The sequence below is a fragment of the Candidatus Thiodiazotropha sp. CDECU1 genome (assembly GCF_963455295.1).
GTDB lineage: Bacteria > Pseudomonadota > Gammaproteobacteria > Chromatiales > Chromatiaceae > Thiodiazotropha.
This window is the reverse complement of record NZ_OY734020.1, coordinates 2,638,155-2,656,667: the sequence shown is the minus strand read 5'-3', so window position 1 is coordinate 2,656,667 and position 18,513 is coordinate 2,638,155. Positions and strand designations below refer to the sequence as shown.

Below are 18,513 nucleotides of genomic sequence, written 5' to 3'. Positions count from 1 at the left end.
AATATATATAACACATTGAAATATCGATTAAATAAACTGTCTATTATGGTCGGTTATAAGGTAAAAAGTGATGACTAAAAACATATTGGTATTGCCGGGTGACGGTATTGGGCCTGAAATCGTCACGGAGGCTGTAAAGCTGTTGGCGACACTGCGGGATGATTTCGGTCTGGACATCGAGCTTGATGAGGCGTTGGTGGGAGGCGCTGCGATCGATGCCACGGGCGGGCCGCTACCTGAGGCCACCCTTGATCTGGCGAAAGAGGTGGATGCCATTCTCCTGGGTGCCGTGGGTGGTCCTAAATGGGAGGCCTTGGATATCTCCATTCGTCCTGAGAAGGGGTTGCTGGGACTGCGATCCGAGCTTAATCTGTTTGCCAATCTGCGTCCCGCTATTCTCTATCCCCAGCTGGCAGCGGCTTCAAGCCTCAAGACAGATATCGTTGCCGGTCTCGATATCATGATTGTGCGCGAGCTGACCGGTGGCATCTATTTTGGTCAACCTAGGGGGGTCCGTGAACTGGAGAGTGGCGAACGCCAGGGGTTTAACACCCTTGTCTACCGGGAGTCGGAGATTGAGCGAATTGCCCGAGTCGCCTTTGATATCGCTCGCAAGCGGGGTAGTCGGCTCTGTTCTGTGGATAAGGCCAATGTACTCGAGTGCACTGAGCTTTGGCGGGAGGTCGTGACACGGGCAGGCGAGACCCGCCCGGACGTGGAACTGAGTCACATGTATGTCGACAATGCAGCGATGCAACTGGTGAAATGGCCGAAACAGTTCGATGTGATGGTGACGACCAATATGTTTGGCGATATTCTATCCGATTGTGCTGCTATGTTGACGGGGTCCATAGGCATGCTGCCGTCGGCGTCCCTGGATGAGCAGGGTAAGGGCATGTATGAACCGATTCACGGTTCGGCGCCTGACATAGCGGGTAAAGGTACTGCCAATCCCCTGGCAACCATTCTCTCGGTGGCTATGATGTTGCGCTACAGCCTCGATGAACCGGTGATGGCCGATCGGGTCGAGGGTGCGGTGGATAAGGTTTTGGACGATGGTTTGCGTACTCCCGATATCATGTCAGAAGGGATGACTGAAGTGAGTTGCGAATCGATGGGTGATGCTGTGGTCGCAGCATTGAGTTGAATCGGGTGTGACTTGCCGCACCGGGTGACAGAATTCTTTTAAATGGTTATATAGAGATGAAAAGAGTAGGTTTTATTGGTTGGCGTGGCATGGTGGGTTCCGTATTGATGGGGCGCATGCTGGAGGAGAATGATTTTGCCGGCATTGAAGAGCCCATATTCTTCACCACTTCACAAGTGGGTCAACCAGGTCCCGATATTGGCAGGGAGCGGGCGCCGCTGAGAGACGCTACCGATATCGATGCCTTGATGGAGATGGATGCGATCCTGACCTGTCAGGGTGGAGGCTATACCAATCAGGTGTACGATAAATTACGCTCGGCGGGTTGGCAGGGCTACTGGATAGATGCCGCATCCAGTCTGCGCATGAAGGAGCATACATTGATTGTGCTCGATCCGGTGAACGATGGTGTGATTCGTGACGGTCTGGCGAAAGGCGCAAAGGATTTCATCGGTGGCAACTGTACCGTGAGCTTGATGCTGATGGCCCTGGGCGGTCTGTTTCAGCAGGATCTCGTGGAGTGGGTGACATCCATGACCTATCAGGCTGCCTCAGGCGCGGGCGCGCGCAATATGCGTGAGTTGATTAGCCAGATGGGAGTTATTCAAGCCTCGGTGCGGGATAATCTGGCAGACCCGGCTTCTGCTATCCTCGATATCGACCGGCAGGTAGCTGAGACACTGCGCAGCGAGGCTTTTCCCACAGATAATTTTGGGGCGGCCCTGGCGGGCAGTCTGATACCATGGATCGATGTGGCGTTGGAGAACGGGCAAAGCAAGGAGGAGTGGAAGGGATTTGTTGAAACCAACAAGATTCTCGGTCGAAGTGACAAGCCTGTACCCATAGACGGTACTTGCGTGCGTATCGGCTCAATGCGCTGTCATAGTCAGGCATTGACCATAAAGTTACGTAGTGACGTGCCGATAGACGAAGTGGAGTCGATATTGGCAAGTGCCAATAGTTGGGTAAAGGTAATTCCCAATGAACGGGATATCACGATACGGGAACTGAACCCTGCCCAGGTTACTGGAACCTTGACTGTCCCGGTTGGGCGGCTGAGAAAGATGAACCTGGGTGATGAGTATCTGAATGCCTTTACGGTCGGTGACCAACTGCTATGGGGTGCGGCCGAACCGCTGCGGCGTATGTTGAGAATTCTGCTGGAGGCTTGAACCACAGGCAGAATACCTGCGCCAGAGCGTGTTCAACCCCGTCGTAAAGTCGACCGGCTGACGACGGGGTTTTCTATTTCAGTTGAATGAGCAAGGGAGAGTGATTCAGCATGGTATTCGGGAAGATGGTGTTGGCAGAGGGATTTCTGGGTTTTTTCCCAGCGTGAAAAACCCGATCTATTTCTCACTTTGGGTAGTCGCTGGCTAACAGTGGTGTGGTATCACAAAAAATAGTGTGAAGATCATCGAAGTTTTGGTAAAAAGATCATTTATCAGCTATAGTTAGCGTCTAATTATTAAGTTTATTCTAAACCTATCGGGGCTGTTTAGGGGACCATTTTGAACACTATATTCGGAATGAGTTTGACCGGTGGGGTATGTTTTCTGGCAAGGAGGAAGCATGATTCGTAAGCTGTCTCTGGCAGTGGCTGTTGCAACAGCCCTATCACCCATTGGTGCTTTGGCTCTCGGATTGGGCGAAATTCATCCCCAGTCTGCTCTCAACCAAGCCTTCAAGGCCGATATCGATCTGCTTTCAGTCTCTCAGGAAGAATTGCAGGATGTTCGTGTCTCGCTTGCCTCCCGCGAGGCCTTTGAAAAAGCGGGCATGGAGCGGCCATTTCTGTTGTCTGGCCTGAAATTCGCGCCAATGTTGACCCCTGCTGGCAAACCGGTGATCTCTATTTCGAGTTCAGATGCCATTCGGGAGCCCTTCCTCAATTTCCTCATCGAGGTGAATTGGCCGAAAGGCAGATTGGTACGTGAATACACGGTTCTACTCGACCCGCCGGTCACCCTTAAGCGCGCTCCACAACCTGTCACTACACCGGCTACCACGATGGCGCCTACCCAGGTAGGCAGATCAAGGCCTGCCAGAGTAACCTCCTCGATGAGCAGCGAGAGTGGTGACAGAGAATATGGCCCCGTTCAACCCAATGACAATCTTTGGAATATTGCCAAGGGTATGCAACGGACAAATGAATCAGTCGAGCAGGTGATGATGGCGCTGCAACGCCATAATCCATCCGCTTTTATCAATAACAACGTCAACAACCTCAAGGTCGGCAAAATACTACGGCTGCCAGATGACGACGGTGTGACCTCCCTATCCAAGCAGGAGGCGCGTGAGGAGTTTCTAGCCCAGACAAGGGCCTGGCAAGCAGGGCGTAGCAGTAAGGCCGGCAGACCTACGGTTTCCAAGCAGCCTGCGAAGAGTCAGGCAAAGGAAGAGGATCGTCTGCGTCTCATCTCAGCCAAACCTGGCGAGGGTGAAGCTGCCGAACGCGAGGGTATGGCTGAGTCTGAGAGTGAAATAGATCGCTTGCAAGATGAGATCATGCTGGTTCGCGAGTCCAATGAAGGGGCGATACAAGAGAATGAAGCACTGCGTAACCGGGTACAGGAGCTGGAGAAACAGATCCAGGATATTCAGCGCTTACTGACTCTCAAGAGCGATGAGCTGGCGGAGATCCAAACTGCACAAGATATTGCTGCAGAGAAGATGGAAGAGATGGAGTCGGTGGAAACCGCACCGGCTGAAGCTGCCGAGCCTGGAACTGAACCTGCTGTGGCAGAGGATGTGGCCCCAGCTGAAGTTGAGGCGGAACCGACAATTGCTGAGGAACCCGTGGTACCGATTCCACCAGGAACGGTGATCGAAGAGGTCGATATCGAGAAGCAGATCGATGTGGCACAGCAGCAGGCGGCACCTGCAGCAGAGACCCCTGAAACTGCTGTCGAGCCGGAGCCGGCACCAGCCCCAAGCCCTGCTCCCGAGGTACAACAACCAGTCAAACCGCCGGTTGCCGTACTTCCCCCCAAGAAGGTCAGCTATTTCGATGGGGTCAAGGAAAACAGTACCCTACTGGGTATAGTCGGTGGTGTTGCGGTATTGCTGATTGGCCTGTTGTGGATGATCATGCGGCGGCGTAAAGAGGCTGAGGCAGAATTTGCCGAGAGCATTCTGGTATCCCCCGACAGTGGTGTTATAGCCACGGGCAAGGACGACTCCAGCTCACTCACTGCGTCGACTGATGAAACCTCATTCATGAGTGATTTCTCACCCAGTGATATCGATGCTTTGCAAGATGAGACCGGTGAAGTCGATCCGCTCTCTGAGGCTGATGTCTATATCGCCTATGGCCGTTACCAGCAGGCCGAAGAGTTAATCAAGCAGGCGATTGAGAAGACTCCGGAGCGTGAGGAACTTAAACATAAGCTAGCCGAAATCTACTTTTCGGCCAAAAAACATCAGGAGTTTAACTCTCTAGCCCAAGAATTGCATGATGCTGGATTGGAGGACAAGGAGCCGGATACCTGGTCTAAGATTGCCGCGATGGGTAAGGAGCTGGATCCTTCGTCCGCCCTGTTCGCAGGTGCTGCCGGTATTGCCGCCAGCGCTGTTGCGTCGGCAGATAGCGCGTTGGATGACCTTGGGTTGGACCTGGGATCAGAGCCAGTTAGCATAAGCGATGAGCCCGCTGCAGTCGAACCGGTACAGGATTCATCCGACGTTGAGATCGATTCAATGGATCTGAGTGGCCTGGATAATCTTGATGAAATGGATTCTGAAAACCTGGAAGGCAATCTCTCTCTGGATTCGGAATTCCTTAACAAGATGGAGTCAGGTGAGAGTGCGGTAGAAGAGGGCGATGCATTGGATATCGACCTCAGTGATCTTGATATGGACTCTGAGCAGAGTGGTGCTGCAGAGGAACCAGAGCCATTCGATCTATCGGATGTTGAGGGCGATTCAGAGATGGCCGACGCATCAATTGCACAGGATGCTTCGGACGCAATAGAACTCGAAGATTCCGAGGTGCTGGATGATCTGGATCTGGAGAGCATCGAAAAGGAACTGGAAGGGCTCTCCTCGGAACTGGACAGTGATGAGCCTGAAGCTGAAGCAGCAGATGAGTTGAGTCTGCTGCAGAGTCATAGTGAAAACCTGGATCTGGACTCCACGGATGAGATTACGACCAAGTTGGATTTGGCTCGAGCCTATATAGACATGGGAGATATCGAAGGTGCCAAAAGTATCCTCGATGAGGTATCCAGCGAAGGCAGTGATGCACAACAGAAAGAGGCCCAGGAGTTGCTGAACGGTCTCGGCTCCTAAGTCAGAGGCTTTCCAATAGCATAGGGGGCGCACATCTTGGTGCGCCCCTTTTTTGTTTCAGGGTAGATGATGAAGATAGCTCTGGGTGTGGAATACGATGGCAGCGCTTTCCACGGTTGGCAGTACCAGGGTGATGTTCGCAGTGTACAGGAGTCACTCCAACAGGCCCTCTCCAGGGTGGCTGATCATGCTGTAACGGTTCACTGTGCCGGGCGCACGGACAGTGGTGTTCATGCTACCGGCCAAGTGGTTCACTTCGAGACAAAAGCAGAGAGATCCGATCGATCCTGGGTGTTGGGCAGTAATGTCAATCTGCCACAGGATATCAGTATCTCCTGGGCCAGAGAGGTCCCTTCCACATTCCATGCACGCTTCTCCGCCCTGGGAAGACACTACCGCTACCTGATCCTGAATCGACGCTTTCGTTCTGCCCAGTGGCGGGACCGGGCAGTCTGGATTCACCAACCCCTGGATGAGTCGCACATGCATCGAGCGGCACAGGTGTTGGTCGGTACCCACGACTTTTCCTCATACAGGGCGATCGGCTGTCAAGCCAAACATCCGGTCCGGACCGTTCACCGTCTGCAGGTCAAACGAGTTGGTGAATTTATCTCGATCGAGGTACATGCCAATGCATTTTTGCACCATATGGTACGAAACGTGGCCGGGGTTTTGATCGCCATCGGCAAGGGAGAACAGAAGGAGTCATGGACTCAAGAGGTATTGGAGTTGCGTGATCGCACCCTGGGTGGGGTCACGGCACCACCACAGGGGCTCTATTTGACTAAAGTGGACTATCCACAGGAGTTCGCGATCCCTGATCCACTCGGGGCAGGTTTTTGCCTCTGCTAAGCTACACACTTGCCACAACTTTAGTGAGGACCTTCCTGCATGTTGTTTTCAGGCCCAGACTAGCCTCAGGGTGATGCTTAATGTATCTTTCAGCAGCTTATGCGAACACGTATTAAAATTTGTGGCATTACCAGGGTTGAAGACGCTGCCGAGGCTGTTCGGCTTGGCGCTGATGCCATTGGGTTGGTGTTCTATCCTCCCAGTCCGCGTGTTGTTTCGCTGCAGCAGGCCAAGACCATTGTCAAGAGTTTGCCCCCATTTGTTACGGTGGTTGGCCTGTTTGTCAATCAGGATCGAGCCGAGATAGAACGCTGCATAGATGAAGTTCAGCTCGATCTGCTGCAGTTTCATGGTGATGAGACGGCAGAGGCCTGTAGTGGATATATCAGACCCTGGATCAAAGCGATCCGTATGCGTGAAGGGGTCGATCTGGCTGAGGTTGAGCGAACTTATAACAGTGCGTCGGGTCTGTTGTTGGACAGCTATCAGGCAGGCGTTCCCGGGGGTACGGGGCAGTGTTTCGATTGGCGTCGTATCCCCTCAACCCTGGCATCAAGGATAATCCTTGCAGGTGGACTCGATCCTGAAAATGTGGATCAGGCCATACAGCAGGTGCATCCCTATGCAGTGGATGTGAGCGGGGGTGTCGAAAGCTCGAAGGGCATAAAAGATGCGACAAAAATTGAGGCATTTATTGCAGGAGTAAAGCGTGGCGACAACTGAGAAAATCATTGGGTCCCTACCTGACGACAGGGGGCATTTTGGTCCATATGGCGGACTCTTTGTGTCGGAAACGCTGATGGCACCGCTGGAAGAGCTACGTCTGGCCTACCAGCATTACATGGGTGACCAGGAGTTTCTCAAGGAGCTGGACCAGGATCTTGCCCACTATGTGGGACGGCCGTCCCCCATCTACCATGCCAAACGCTGGAGTAAGCAGTTGGGTGGCGCGCAGATCTACCTCAAGCGTGAAGACCTCAATCATACCGGGGCGCACAAGGTCAATAATACGGTAGGCCAGGCGCTGCTTGCCAGACACATGGGTAAATCCCGCATCATCGCGGAAACCGGAGCCGGTCAGCATGGGGTGGCCAGCGCCACAGTCGCTGCCAGACTTGGTCTGGAGTGTGTGGTCTACATGGGGGCTGTGGATATCGCAAGACAGGAGGCGAACGTCTATCGCATGCGCCTGCTGGGAGCCGAGGTGAGATCGGTTGAGTCGGGTTCCAAAACCCTTAAGGACGCACTCAACGAGGCGATGCGTGACTGGGTGACCAATGTGGATAACACCTTTTATATCATCGGTACCGTAGCCGGACCCCATCCCTATCCGGCGATGGTGCGCGACTTTCAATCAGTTATCGGCAGAGAGTCCCGGGACCAGATGCAACGCCAGGCGGGACGACAGCCGGATGCGCTGGTCGCCTGTGTGGGTGGAGGATCCAATGCGATCGGTCTTTTCTACCCATACCTGGATGACAAAGAGATCGCCATCTATGGCGTGGAGGCCGCGGGTGACGGCCTGGAAACAGGTCAACACGCAGCACCGCTCTGTGCCGGGAAGCCTGGGGTGTTGCATGGAAACCGGACCTACCTGATGGAGGATAAGGATGGACAGATTATCGAAACCCACTCCATATCCGCGGGATTGGATTACCCGGGCGTTGGTCCCGAGCATGCCTGGCTGAAGGATAGTGGTCGGGCAAACTATGTGGCAGTGACCGATGATCAGGCCCTCGCGGCATTTCACGATCTGACCCGGATCGAAGGCATCATTCCCGCGCTCGAATCGAGTCATGCCCTGGCCTATGCGGCGAAACTTGCCACCACCATGAGCCCGGACCAGATTATACTGGTCAATCTTTCGGGGAGGGGGGACAAGGATATGCATACAGTTGCAGCGCGGGAGGGGATTCAGCTATGAGCCGGATAGGTAAGCGATTTGCACAGCTCAAGGCGGATGGGAAGAAGGCACTGATTCCCTTTATTACCGCGGGAGATCCTATCCCTGAGATAACCGTTGACCTGATGCAAGATCTGGTATCCGCCGGTGCGGATCTTATCGAATTGGGTGTACCCTTTTCCGACCCTATGGCTGATGGACCGGTCATCCAGAGGGCCAGTGAACGAGCCTTGCAGTATCATGTCAGTCTGCATGATGTATTGGATATGGTAAGTCAGTTCAGGCAGCTCGATGCCGAAACACCGGTTATATTGATGGGCTATCTCAATCCCATAGAGATAATGGGTTATGAGCAATTTGCCACTCAGGCGGCAGAGGCTGGGGTGGATGGTATACTTGTGGTCGATATTCCACCTGAGGAGGGTGGGGATCTGCAACAGTTGTTGCAGGCCGAATCGATCGATCAGATCTATCTCGTGGCGCCTACCAGCACACCTGAGCGTATTCAGCGGATCTGTGACTTGGCGGGTGGCTTCGTCTACTATGTTTCCGTGAAAGGCGTTACCGGAGCCAGCCATCTGGATCTGCAGTCCCTGGCGGTAAAGCTGGCTGAGATTCGTAGTGTGAGTGATCTGCCGGTGGGGGTTGGTTTCGGTATCAAGGATGCGCAGACTGCAGCAGCCGTATCCGCCCTCGCTGACGCCGTAGTGGTCGGTAGCGCATTGGTTTCGCGTGTGGAAGCCCTGGCGGATCAACCGGAGAAGATCGGCGCCGCATTACGGGAAGTCATCGCTTCCATGAGGCAGGCAATGGATCAGGCAAACTGAGTAGGTTTAGGTAAATACCGACTGAGTCTATGGGCTCGCGGTTTTAACGAGATAACAAAGATCGAGTACATCATATGAGTTGGTTTGAAAAACTGATGCCTAGCCGCATCCGTACGGATGCCGGACACAAGCGTGCGGTCCCCGAGGGTCTATGGGCCAAGTGCCCGGGATGCAGCGCTATTCTCTACCGGGCGGAGATGGAAAGAAATCTGGATGTCTGTCCTAAATGTAACCATCACAACAGGATTGGCGCCAGACGTCGGCTTGAAACTTTTCTCGATGCGGAACCCCAGGAGGAGATAGGCGCAAACCTGGAATCAGTGGACCCGTTGAAGTTCAAGGACAGCAAAAAATATAAGGATCGCCTCAGTCAGGCGCAAAAGGGATCGGGAGAGAGAGAGGCCTTGGTTGCCATGCGTGGCCAGTTGAAAGGTATTGACCTGGTGGTTGCCGCTTTTGAGTTCAGTTTCATGGGGGGTTCCATGGGATCTGTGGTGGGTGAGCGTTTCGTACGCGCGGTCAACATGGCCTTGGAGCGGCATACGCCACTGATCTGTTTCTCGGCAAGTGGTGGGGCCAGGATGCAGGAATCGCTCTTTTCATTGATGCAGATGGCCAAGACAAGTGCTGCTCTGGAACGTCTGCAAAAGCGTGGTCTGCCCTTTATCTCGGTGATGACGGACCCAACCATGGGTGGCGTGTCAGCCAGTCTGGCGATGCTGGGTGACATCAATGTGGCGGAACCGAATGCGTTGATCGGTTTCGCGGGTCCCAGGGTGATTGAGCAGACAGTGCGTGAAAAACTCCCTGAAGGTTTCCAGCGCAGTGAATTTCTGCTCGATCATGGCGCCATCGACATGATCATCGACCGACGGGATATGCGAGACCGCATTGCCGATCTACTCAGCATCCTGATGAATAAGCCCAGGGCATGACCACTGGTCTTGGAGCCAGACCCTAGGCGATTCCCCCAGGCATAGCTTTTCTGAAGTGCATCTTTGATTATTAATCATATATTTAGACTTTTGATCACCCGGCTGATTGTTTGCGGTATGCACCAGTGGAGTCTCAACGGTGCGTTTTGAGAAGCTGGATCAATGGCTCGATTGGCAGGCAGATTCGCATCCTACGGAAATCGACCTGGGTTTGCAGCGGGTCAAAACTGTCTGGCAGCGACTGAAACCTGAAGGATTCAGGTCTCAAGTGGTGACGGTAGCCGGCACCAATGGCAAAGGCTCCTGCGTGGCCATGCTTGAATCGATCTGCCTGCAGGCAGGCATTCATATCGGGAGTTTTACCTCTCCTCATCTGATTCGCTACAACGAGCGCATACGTCTGAATGGCGAGCCCGTCTCTGATCAGCAGCTATGCCGCGCATTTGAGATGATCGATCAGGCGCGGGGACAGATAAGTTTGAGCTTCTTTGAGTTTGCCACCCTGGCAGCATTACTCTGTTTCGTTGCGCAGAAGCCGGAGCTGGTGATTCTGGAGGTGGGTCTTGGTGGGCGTCTCGATGCGGTTAATATCATCGATGCGGATGTTGCATTGATCACCACCATCGATTTGGACCATACCGATTGGCTCGGTACCGATATAGAATCAATCGGCAGGGAGAAGGCGGGTATAATACGCAGCCGTAAACCTGTCGTTTTGGGAGATGCGACTATGCCTCACTCAGTACTGGAGCAGGCTGAGCAACTATCTGCCGATATCTACCAGTCCGGCCGGCATTTTAATCATCAGGCAAACGCCAGGGGTTGGCGCTGGTCGGGGCCGGATGGTGTGGAAATCGAACTTCCCGAGCCAGCTCTGACAGGTGGCAAGCAGCTGCAGAATGCGAGTGCGGTTGTCATGGTTTGTCATCTGCTGCAACATCGTTTTCCACTGCATGAAAAGGTCATCGCGAAGGGACTGCGTGATGTAAGACTGCCCGGACGCTTACATTTTATCCCGTCCACTCCTGCGTTGTTGCTGGATGTCGCCCATAACAGGCAATCCATGCAAACCTTGCGTGACGGCTTGACGCAAATGAATAGGCGCGGACGAATACACGCAATCTTCGGTATGCTGCAGGACAAGGATGTGGCCGATGCAGTTGAATTGATTGGACCGCTGCTGACGAGTTGGCACCTGCTAGATCTGCATGGCTGGCGCGGACGCAAGGCAGAACAGCTCGCCGCGAATCTCGGGCAGGCGGGGGTGCGGCAGCCGGTCAGCTGTTATCATAGTTTTTCAGAGGCTTACCAAGCCTGTAGCGATGAGGCGGAACCCCAGGATTTGATTCTGATCTTCGGCTCTTTTCGCATTGTGGGAGAGGCTATGCACATTTTACACCTGGCATGAGGGTGATCTGGAGTTGAGCTGATATACTTGTCTGAACAGGCAAGGACTGAATATTTGAATCATGTTCAGTTGTCATTGATTCCTAAGCTGGAAAAGTGGATATGGGACTGGAGGAGAGACTCAAACAACGATTACTGGGTGGCGCGGTGCTGGTGGCGTTGGTGGTGATATTCGTCCCTATGCTTATCGATGAGCCGATTGAAAGGCGCACTGTTTCCGATCACACCATTCCAGTCAAGCCGGCGCAGAAAAAAGCCACTCCAGTAAAGAGGGTTCAGCCACTGAATGTGGCCAAACCACAACCTGAAAAAATCACCAAGTCGGAATCCACTGGCACAAAGCCGGCTAAGCTTAAGGAAGTGAAACCACCGGAGGCAAAACTACCGGAAGCAAAACCTAAGCCGGTAGCCAAAAACACCTCAACCAGGCCATCACCGACAGCCTGGATGATTCAGGTTGCCAGTCTTACGAATGAGAAAAATGCAAAAAAGCTGGTCAAAGAGTTACGCAAGGCCGATCTGCCTGCTCAGATGGAAAGGGTGAGGTTGAAGGGTAAACAGCATTATCGAATCCAGGTTGGGCCGGAGGTGGATCACAGGCTTGCAGAGAAAATGGTCGCTAAGATAAAAAAGGCATTCAAACTGAATCCAAAGCTGATGCGATATCCGGAATAGCAGAGCCGACTGGATTAAAGTTAACTGGCCCGAGCCGGATAGACGGGGAAAGAGATGAATATCGCAACACAGGCACAAAGCTATTTCAACGATTGGATGTCTGAAAAGACAGCCCCTAAATGGTTGGAGAAGCTGCTCACAAAGCAGCTGCCGCTGGCAGTGGCACTGTTACTGGTGTTACTGATCAGTTGGCGTGCAGCGGAGCTCACATGGAGCCTGATTCCTGTTTCTGAGGTTCAACAACAGAGGCAGAAACAAGGAGCTAATGCCATGCCAACCGCCCAGCGACAGGGCAATGCCAATCAACTCGATAACGTGGCGAAACTGCATCTGTTTGGTATCGCAGGGGCCACCAAGACAGTAAAGAAAATCGATACCAAGGCACCTGAAACCAGACTTAATTTGACCCTGCATGGGGTTTTTGTCGCTGATCAAGCCGAGAAGGGAGAGGCTATCATCGGAACATCGGGTAATGTGCAAAAATATTATAAAGTTGGTAATGCTGTTATGTCCGGAGTCACCTTACAGGCGGTATTCGAAGATCGCGTGGTGTTGTTGAGGAATGGGCGGTCGGAAGTGTTACGCTTTCCCAAGGTATCAAAAAGTAGACCTGTCACAAATTCCAGGGTTAGCACCAATGCTCAAAGGAGTTCGTCGAAATCGGGGTTTGGCCCGGGCGCCTCAACCAGCAATAAGAGCAAGAATCTAAGTAAGTATCGTGATTTGTTGCGCAAGGAGCCGCTGAAGATATTTGAATATGTCCGATTTGTGCCGGTTAAATCCAGAGAAGGCATGAAGGGCTATCGCATATTGCCACAAAAGAATCGTGAACTTTACAACCAATTGGGTGTACGCCCCTCGGATCTCGTGACCTCGGTGAATGGTGTAGCTTTGTCAAATGACCAGGAAGCGATGAAGCTGATAGAAAAACTGAAGGGTGTAAGTAGTGTTCAGGTGGAAATCGTGCGTAACGGACAACCGCAAACACTCAATTTCGATTTTAACTGAATAGCGTGCATACCTACTGTCCGCTAGTTATATCCATGGCGGACTCCAACTCAAAAAACTTGCTGCTGACTATATATCAGGTGTTGCGGGTGGTGTTGGGCGATTAGGCACCAATGCCACTTCATCACCATCTTCGAGGCGGGTGAAAAACTCGGCAAACTGCTTGTTGACGGTAGGCCTCAAGAGTGATTCATCGAACACTTGCGCCACTTGATATCGACGCTTTCTGAGTAGTATCAATAGTTCTGAGACGGTTGTTACTGAAGGCGGCAGTACCAACTCTTCACTCTCTTTGCCTGTTTTATTTGCCAACCAGGAGAAATAATAGAGCTTGATTCTGCGTTCCTTCTGCCCCGTTTCCTGGCGTGCGTAGCCGATGGCTTTCAACTTTTCGAGATAGCTGTTCCAGTTTTTCTCATACTCGATGCCCAGCTTATAGAGGGTCTCCCATGAGAAGATTCCTGTGTCATGTCCATCATCGAAGACCAGGCGTATGGCATATTGCCCCTGAGGTTCGATTTTCGTGATACTGACCGACTCCTTTCCGGTAACCGGTGAATCACTCGCTTTGACCTCCGCCGCCGTGGAGAAGACACGCAGATACTCACAGGGAAGTTCAAAGCTCATCCCATCGGAAAAGCGCAGTGCCAGCAGGCGGGATTTTTGGTGCAGATTGATCTCAATGGGGGTTGGGATCTCAGTCGACATGATTTATGTAGGCCAACAAGGTTAGATAAGGGGCAAGGATCATGTCATAGAATGGCTTTCCGCTTCAACCTGGAATTTTTTTTTAACCCAGCCTACCTGCATACCGGGTTAATAATGACCATATCAGCGACTGCCACCTCCCCCAACCCTGAGAAGGAGGCGATCCATGGCGCGACTGCTGAGCAGGCGTCTAAGCACTGCAAACAGATGGGTGGGAAAGGTGACGTGGTAGCGTGGTTTGGGATTGCGGCTCTCCAGGGCGTGGATGACCTTCTTGAGTACCGCTTCCGCAGGAAGGGTAAAGGGAGCTGCATGTCCCTGTTTTTCCAGCCGGCTGATCACGCCTTGGTAGTGTTGCCGATGCACAGAGTTGAGGCTGTCGATATGTTTTTCAAACATGATATGAGCATTTTCCCGAAACCGGCTTTCAATTGGTCCGGGTTCAATCAGCGAGACATGCACACCGCTCCCGGCAAGTTCCAGCCGCAGGGTGTCACTCAATCCTTCCAGGGCGTATTTGCTGGCCACATAGGCGCCACGATAGGGTAGGGTGATAAAACCGAGAATCGAGCTGTTTTGAATGATTCGCCCCTCACCCTGACTGCGCATTGTTGGGATGACCCGGCATGTCAGCTCATGCCAGCCAAAGAGATTGGTTTCGAATTGCTTGAGCAGTACCTCACGGCTCAGGTCCTCGACCGCTCCGGGTTGACCATAGGCACCGTTGTTGAAGAGGGCGTAAAGTCGCCCATTGGTCTGCTCAAACAGCTGCTCCACGGCTTGATCTATGGAGCTACTCTGATCCAGGTCGAGCTGGAGTGCCTCGAATCCCCGGCGCTGCAAATCCTCTACATCCTGTTCCTTTCGGGCACTGGCAAAGACACGGTAACCGCGGCTTTTCAGTCCTGCAGCGACGTTAAGACCGATGCCGCTGGAGCAACCGGTAATAAGTATATTTTGTTCATCTGTAATATTCATATAACTTCTTGAATTTTTAGTAACAATTCGTCTCATAATAGTCTGTTGTACAGCCAGTTCCTACCGACTCCAGCAACAAATATCTGGCACCCATCCAGGGTCTTGGGGAATTAAAGTTTGACCGCTTCCTACCGCTAAAACAAACAGATTGGAATCTTAGCTTTTTACCTTTGAACGAACCGGGACGGATTGCTCTCAGGCAGCTGCTTATAGATGCAATAAAACAGCAACGGGGATTCGGAGAAATAATCGGTGGATATTGCTACTCTGGTTGGTCTTTTGGGTGGTTTCGGCATCATCATCGGGGCAATTGCATCCGGTGGCGACGTCATGTTGTTTGTGAATGTTCCATCGTTATTGATTGTGGTGGGAGGGACCTTCATGGTGACCTTGATGCAGGTCTCCCTGGGGGACTTTCTCGGTTCCTTCAGCATCGGAATGAAGGCCTTTTTCTACAAGACCGATGATCCTAAAAAACTCATCGACGAGGCTGTGGAGCTGGCGGATATCGCACGCAAGAATGGATTGCTGGCCCTGGAAGGGCAGGAGATCGGCAATCAATTTCTCCAGCAGGGTATCAGCCTGTGTGTGGACGGACACGATCCGGTGTTGGTCAACAAGCTGTTGACCAAGGATATCGACCTGACAATTCAACGCCACGAAGTCGGCCAGACCATGTTCAAGAATATGGCGACCATGGCACCGGCCATGGGCATGATCGGCACCCTGGTGGGGTTGGTGCAGATGCTGGCGAATATGTCGGACCCCGCCAGTATCGGACCCGCCATGGCAGTCGCACTGTTGACAACCCTCTACGGCGCCGTGATTGCGAATGCCTTCGCACAACCCATCTCCGACAAACTGGCCCGGGCCAGTACTATGGAAAAGACCAACAAGTCCCTGATCATGGAAACAATCTCTGGCATCCAGGAGGGAATGAATCCGCGCGTATTGGAACAGCTCCTGAGTACCTACCTTCCCACCGGTAAACGTCCGGTTCAGGAATCCTAGGCAATGGCAGATGAGTGCCCGAAATGTCCTGACGGCCTGCCGCCCTGGTTGGCGACCTTTGCAGATTTGATGTCGCTGCTGATGTGCTTCTTCGTCTTGCTACTCTCCTTTGCGGAGGTGGATGCCCAGCGTTTCAAGAAAATGGCGGAATCCATGAAGGATGCCTTCGGTGTGCAGCGGGAGATTCCGGCACTGGAGGTGGTAAAAGGCACCAGCGTGATCATGCAGGAATACAGTCCAGGCACGCCTGAACCCTCCCCCCTGCAAGAGCTCCGCCAGCAGACATCAGATCTGGAACAGGAGTTTCTCAAGACTGAGGAACAGGATCGGCGTGATGAGGCTCAGGACCCGCAAGACCTGGATATCGATGTGGCAAAGGCAGCGATGCAGGCGCAGATTGAGAAAGAGGTCGAGGAGCAGGCAGAGCAGTTGCAGGAGATGCTGGATAGTGAAATCGAGGGGGGATTGCTGGACGTGGAGACAGAGGAAACAAAAATCATTATCCGCATCCAGGAAAAGGGTTCATTTCCATCGGGACGGGCTGCCCTCAACCCCGAATTCTTCGAAGTAATTTCCAAGATAACAGATGTAATCGCGAATACCCCTGGTAAGATCATTGTTGCAGGTCATACGGACAACATACCCATATCCACCCGACGTTTTCGCTCGAATTGGGAACTCTCTTCAGCCCGGGCAGTGACTGTTGTCCACGCCATGCTGAGTAATGCGGCCATAGATCAGGGGCGCTTTCTGATCCAAGGATATGCCGATTCAAAGCCACTGGTAGCCAATGATACGAGTGAGAACAGGGCACAGAACAGGCGTGTCGAGCTTGTGATCCAGCGTGGCGAGGATCAGGATAGCGGTGAGGTGATCAAGGCCAGTGAACCAGAGTGAAAGCTGGAGAGGAGTGTTGACAGATGATGAATGATGAGAAGGGAATGTCCCAGGATGAACGCAGAGAGTTTTTCCGCATCGATGATTCGATACAGGTCAACTATCGCGCGATCAAGCGGAATGAGTTACCCCAAAGCATCGATGAGAAGCTCCAAGGGACGGACAGATTTACGGTAATGACCCGCTTGCAGAACATCAGTCAGCACCTGTCTGCCCCCCTGCACCGTATCGAGCAGCGCGACCCTGATATTGCTGACTATCTCAAGGCATTGGATGAAAAGGTCAATCTGCTGGGTCAGAGTTTTCTGGCCCAGGAGAATGATCTTTTGGCACGTCCCTCACGCTCGGTTAATCTCAGCGCCGGTGGCCTTGCCATGGATATCACCGAGAAGCTGGAGGTGGGTAGCCTGGTTGAGATCAAGCTGCTGCTGCTACCTTCCTATACTGGGGTAGTGGCCTATGGCGAGGTGGTTGGTATTGATGAAGTGACCTCTGGAGATGGTACCTATCCCTACCATACACGGATCAATTTCACCCTCATCCGCAACAGTGACCAGGATGCCTTGATCCGCCACATTACACGCCGGCAAGGCGAGATGCTGCGCCAGCGCAGAGAAAAATTGGATCAGGAACAGTAGTCCCCTCCGGCTAAGACTTTGGTCGGGCTGTCGGAAGTGCCGGGATCAGAAGCAACCACTCTCTTGCTTGTGATCTGAGCCGCACCTGGTGAAGACCGTCACCCGACGATTCGGTCTTGAAATGTCGTTTATCACCCCCAATATGTTAGGATTCCCCGATTCGGCGGCACTGCAAGCGACCATGGCGCCGCAACCGAACAATTGAGGAAACCTGATATGCCTATTTATGAGTATCGCTGTGAGGCTTGTGAGCATGAGCTGGAAGCCATCCAGAAGATGAGTGATCCAGCGCTTTCCAAATGCCCGGAATGTAAGCGTGACAGCCTCAAAAAGGTGATTTCCGCAGCCGCTTTCCGGCTCAAGGGGAGTGGTTGGTATGAGACCGATTTCAAGGGTGGAAGCAAGAAAAACATCCACGATAACGGAGGCAACGAGGCTAAGACCGAGGCTAAGACAACCAAGACCGAAAGCAAACCGGCAAGTTGCAGCGGTGGTAGCTGCGGGTGCCACTAAACACCTATCGGAATCATTAAAATGAGCTTCCTACGCCGCTACCTGGTGGCAGGCCTGCTGGTCTGGTTGCCCCTTGGGGCCACCTTTCTGGTCATCAACCTGCTGGTCAGCTGGATGGACACCAGCCTGTTGCTGCTGCCCGAGGCCTACCGCCCCGATAATCTGTTCGGTTTTCACATTCCCGGACTGGGGGTTCTGCTCTCCCTGCTGATTCTGCTCCTCACCGGCCTGGTGGCCGCCAATCTGTTCGGCCGCAAATTGGTGAGCATGTGGGAGAGACTGCTGGCCCGGATACCGCTGGTCAGATCGGTCTACTCCGCGGTCAAGCAAATGGTCGAGACCATGTTTGCCGATAAGGGCAAATCCTTTCGCAAGGTGGTATTGGTGGAGTTCCCCCGGCGTGGACTCTGGACCCTCGCTTTCCTGACCAGCGAAGAGAATGGTGCAGTCCAGCAGGTGACCGGCCGGGATGTGGTGAATGTCTATATTCCCACCACACCCAACCCCACCGGCGGCTATTTTGTCCTGGTACCGAAGGAAGATATCCGCGAAGTGGATATGAGTGTCGATGACGGATTGAAGATGCTACTCTCCATGGGGGCGGTCAATCCAGACGATGGGCTTGCAGAGGCCGAGGTCAAGCCGTAACATTCCCGCTTTTTAGCCCGTTTTAGAGTGATTACCCGTCAAGCATAAGGTGGCTGGGTAAATATCAGCGGATTCT

At 53.0% G+C, this 18,513-nt stretch carries 18 protein-coding genes and 1 pseudogene; 16 read left to right on the top strand and 3 right to left on the bottom strand.

Annotation, left to right across the window (positions count from 1 at the left end):
• Nucleotides 1–70 precede the first annotated feature (70 nt).
• The 11 genes from leuB to gspC all read left to right on the top strand — a co-directional run bounded on the left by leuB (nt 71) and on the right by gspC (nt 13,044).
• On the top strand, nt 71–1,147 hold the full coding sequence (gene leuB, locus R2K28_RS12075) for a 3-isopropylmalate dehydrogenase (RefSeq protein WP_316364620.1): 1,077 nt from the start codon (nt 71–73) through the stop codon (nt 1,145–1,147).
• A gap of 56 nt (nt 1,148–1,203) precedes the next feature.
• Nucleotides 1,204–2,319 carry an aspartate-semialdehyde dehydrogenase gene (gene asd, locus R2K28_RS12070; RefSeq protein WP_316364619.1) on the top strand — a complete coding sequence of 372 codons (1,116 nt, stop codon included), beginning with the start codon at nt 1,204–1,206 and terminating at the stop codon, nt 2,317–2,319.
• Nucleotides 2,320–2,719: 400 nt separating this feature from the next.
• Nucleotides 2,720–5,437, top strand: a complete 2,718-nt coding sequence (locus tag R2K28_RS12065; protein WP_316364617.1) for a FimV/HubP family polar landmark protein — start codon at nt 2,720–2,722, stop codon at nt 5,435–5,437.
• 69 nt (nt 5,438–5,506) lie between these two features.
• Nucleotides 5,507–6,289, top strand: a complete 783-nt coding sequence (gene truA / locus R2K28_RS12060; protein ID WP_442871439.1) for a tRNA pseudouridine(38-40) synthase TruA — start codon at nt 5,507–5,509, stop codon at nt 6,287–6,289.
• Nucleotides 6,290–6,388: 99 nt separating this feature from the next.
• Entirely contained in the window at nt 6,389–7,012 is a 624-nt protein-coding gene (locus tag R2K28_RS12055) for a phosphoribosylanthranilate isomerase (protein ID WP_316364615.1), read from the top strand.
• Entirely contained in the window at nt 6,999–8,213 is a 1,215-nt protein-coding gene (gene trpB / locus R2K28_RS12050; RefSeq protein WP_316364613.1) for a tryptophan synthase subunit beta, read from the top strand. The genes R2K28_RS12055 and trpB overlap by 14 nt, the downstream gene beginning before the upstream one ends.
• Nucleotides 8,210–9,019: a tryptophan synthase subunit alpha gene (gene trpA, locus R2K28_RS12045; RefSeq protein WP_316364610.1), complete on the top strand. Its 810-nt coding sequence runs from the start codon at nt 8,210–8,212 to the stop codon at nt 9,017–9,019. The genes trpB and trpA overlap by 4 nt, the downstream gene beginning before the upstream one ends.
• Before the next feature lie 74 nt (nt 9,020–9,093).
• Nucleotides 9,094–9,954: an acetyl-CoA carboxylase, carboxyltransferase subunit beta gene (accD, locus tag R2K28_RS12040; RefSeq protein WP_316364606.1), complete on the top strand. Its 861-nt coding sequence runs from the start codon at nt 9,094–9,096 to the stop codon at nt 9,952–9,954.
• Nucleotides 9,955–10,093: 139 nt separating this feature from the next.
• The gene (folC, locus tag R2K28_RS12035) at nt 10,094–11,362 is read left to right on the top strand and encodes a bifunctional tetrahydrofolate synthase/dihydrofolate synthase (RefSeq protein WP_316364602.1); all 1,269 of its coding nucleotides are present in this window, start codon (nt 10,094–10,096) and stop codon (nt 11,360–11,362) included.
• A 101-nt stretch (nt 11,363–11,463) separates the two neighbouring features.
• Nucleotides 11,464–12,036 carry an SPOR domain-containing protein gene (locus tag R2K28_RS12030; protein WP_316364601.1) on the top strand — a complete coding sequence of 191 codons (573 nt, stop codon included), beginning with the start codon at nt 11,464–11,466 and terminating at the stop codon, nt 12,034–12,036.
• A 54-nt stretch (nt 12,037–12,090) separates the two neighbouring features.
• Complete coding sequence (gspC, locus tag R2K28_RS12025; protein ID WP_316364599.1) at nt 12,091–13,044, top strand: type II secretion system protein GspC; 954 nt, start codon at nt 12,091–12,093, stop codon at nt 13,042–13,044.
• A gap of 69 nt (nt 13,045–13,113) precedes the next feature.
• On the opposite strand, the gene R2K28_RS12020 is transcribed toward gspC, so the two are convergent.
• The 3 genes and pseudogenes from R2K28_RS12020 to R2K28_RS12010 form a co-directional block, all read right to left on the bottom strand.
• The gene (locus tag R2K28_RS12020; RefSeq protein WP_316369733.1) at nt 13,114–13,323 is read right to left on the bottom strand and encodes a MoaD/ThiS family protein; all 210 of its coding nucleotides are present in this window, start codon (nt 13,321–13,323) and stop codon (nt 13,114–13,116) included.
• An 81-nt stretch (nt 13,324–13,404) separates the two neighbouring features.
• Nucleotides 13,405–13,752: pseudogene (locus tag R2K28_RS12015) on the bottom strand (gamma-butyrobetaine hydroxylase-like domain-containing protein); the annotation flags it as partial.
• Nucleotides 13,753–13,875: 123 nt separating this feature from the next.
• On the bottom strand, nt 13,876–14,730 hold the full coding sequence (locus R2K28_RS12010; protein ID WP_116445046.1) for an SDR family oxidoreductase: 855 nt from the start codon (nt 14,728–14,730) through the stop codon (nt 13,876–13,878).
• 252 nt (nt 14,731–14,982) lie between these two features.
• On the opposite strand from R2K28_RS12010, the gene pomA reads away from it, so the two are divergent.
• From pomA to R2K28_RS11985, 5 genes are all read left to right on the top strand, one after another.
• A complete protein-coding gene (gene pomA, locus R2K28_RS12005) occupies nt 14,983–15,741 on the top strand; it encodes a flagellar motor protein PomA (protein ID WP_316364597.1) in 759 nt (252 codons plus the stop codon).
• 3 nt (nt 15,742–15,744) lie between these two features.
• Entirely contained in the window at nt 15,745–16,638 is an 894-nt protein-coding gene (locus tag R2K28_RS12000; protein WP_316364596.1) for a flagellar motor protein MotB, read from the top strand.
• A 23-nt stretch (nt 16,639–16,661) separates the two neighbouring features.
• Nucleotides 16,662–17,276, top strand: coding sequence for a PilZ domain-containing protein (locus R2K28_RS11995; RefSeq protein WP_316364594.1), 615 nt, complete (start codon nt 16,662–16,664; stop codon nt 17,274–17,276).
• A gap of 216 nt (nt 17,277–17,492) precedes the next feature.
• Nucleotides 17,493–17,789: an FmdB family zinc ribbon protein gene (locus R2K28_RS11990; protein ID WP_316364592.1), complete on the top strand. Its 297-nt coding sequence runs from the start codon at nt 17,493–17,495 to the stop codon at nt 17,787–17,789.
• 21 nt (nt 17,790–17,810) lie between these two features.
• Nucleotides 17,811–18,437, top strand: a complete 627-nt coding sequence (locus R2K28_RS11985; protein ID WP_116445051.1) for a DUF502 domain-containing protein — start codon at nt 17,811–17,813, stop codon at nt 18,435–18,437.
• The last annotated feature ends 76 nt before the right edge of the window (nt 18,438–18,513 follow it).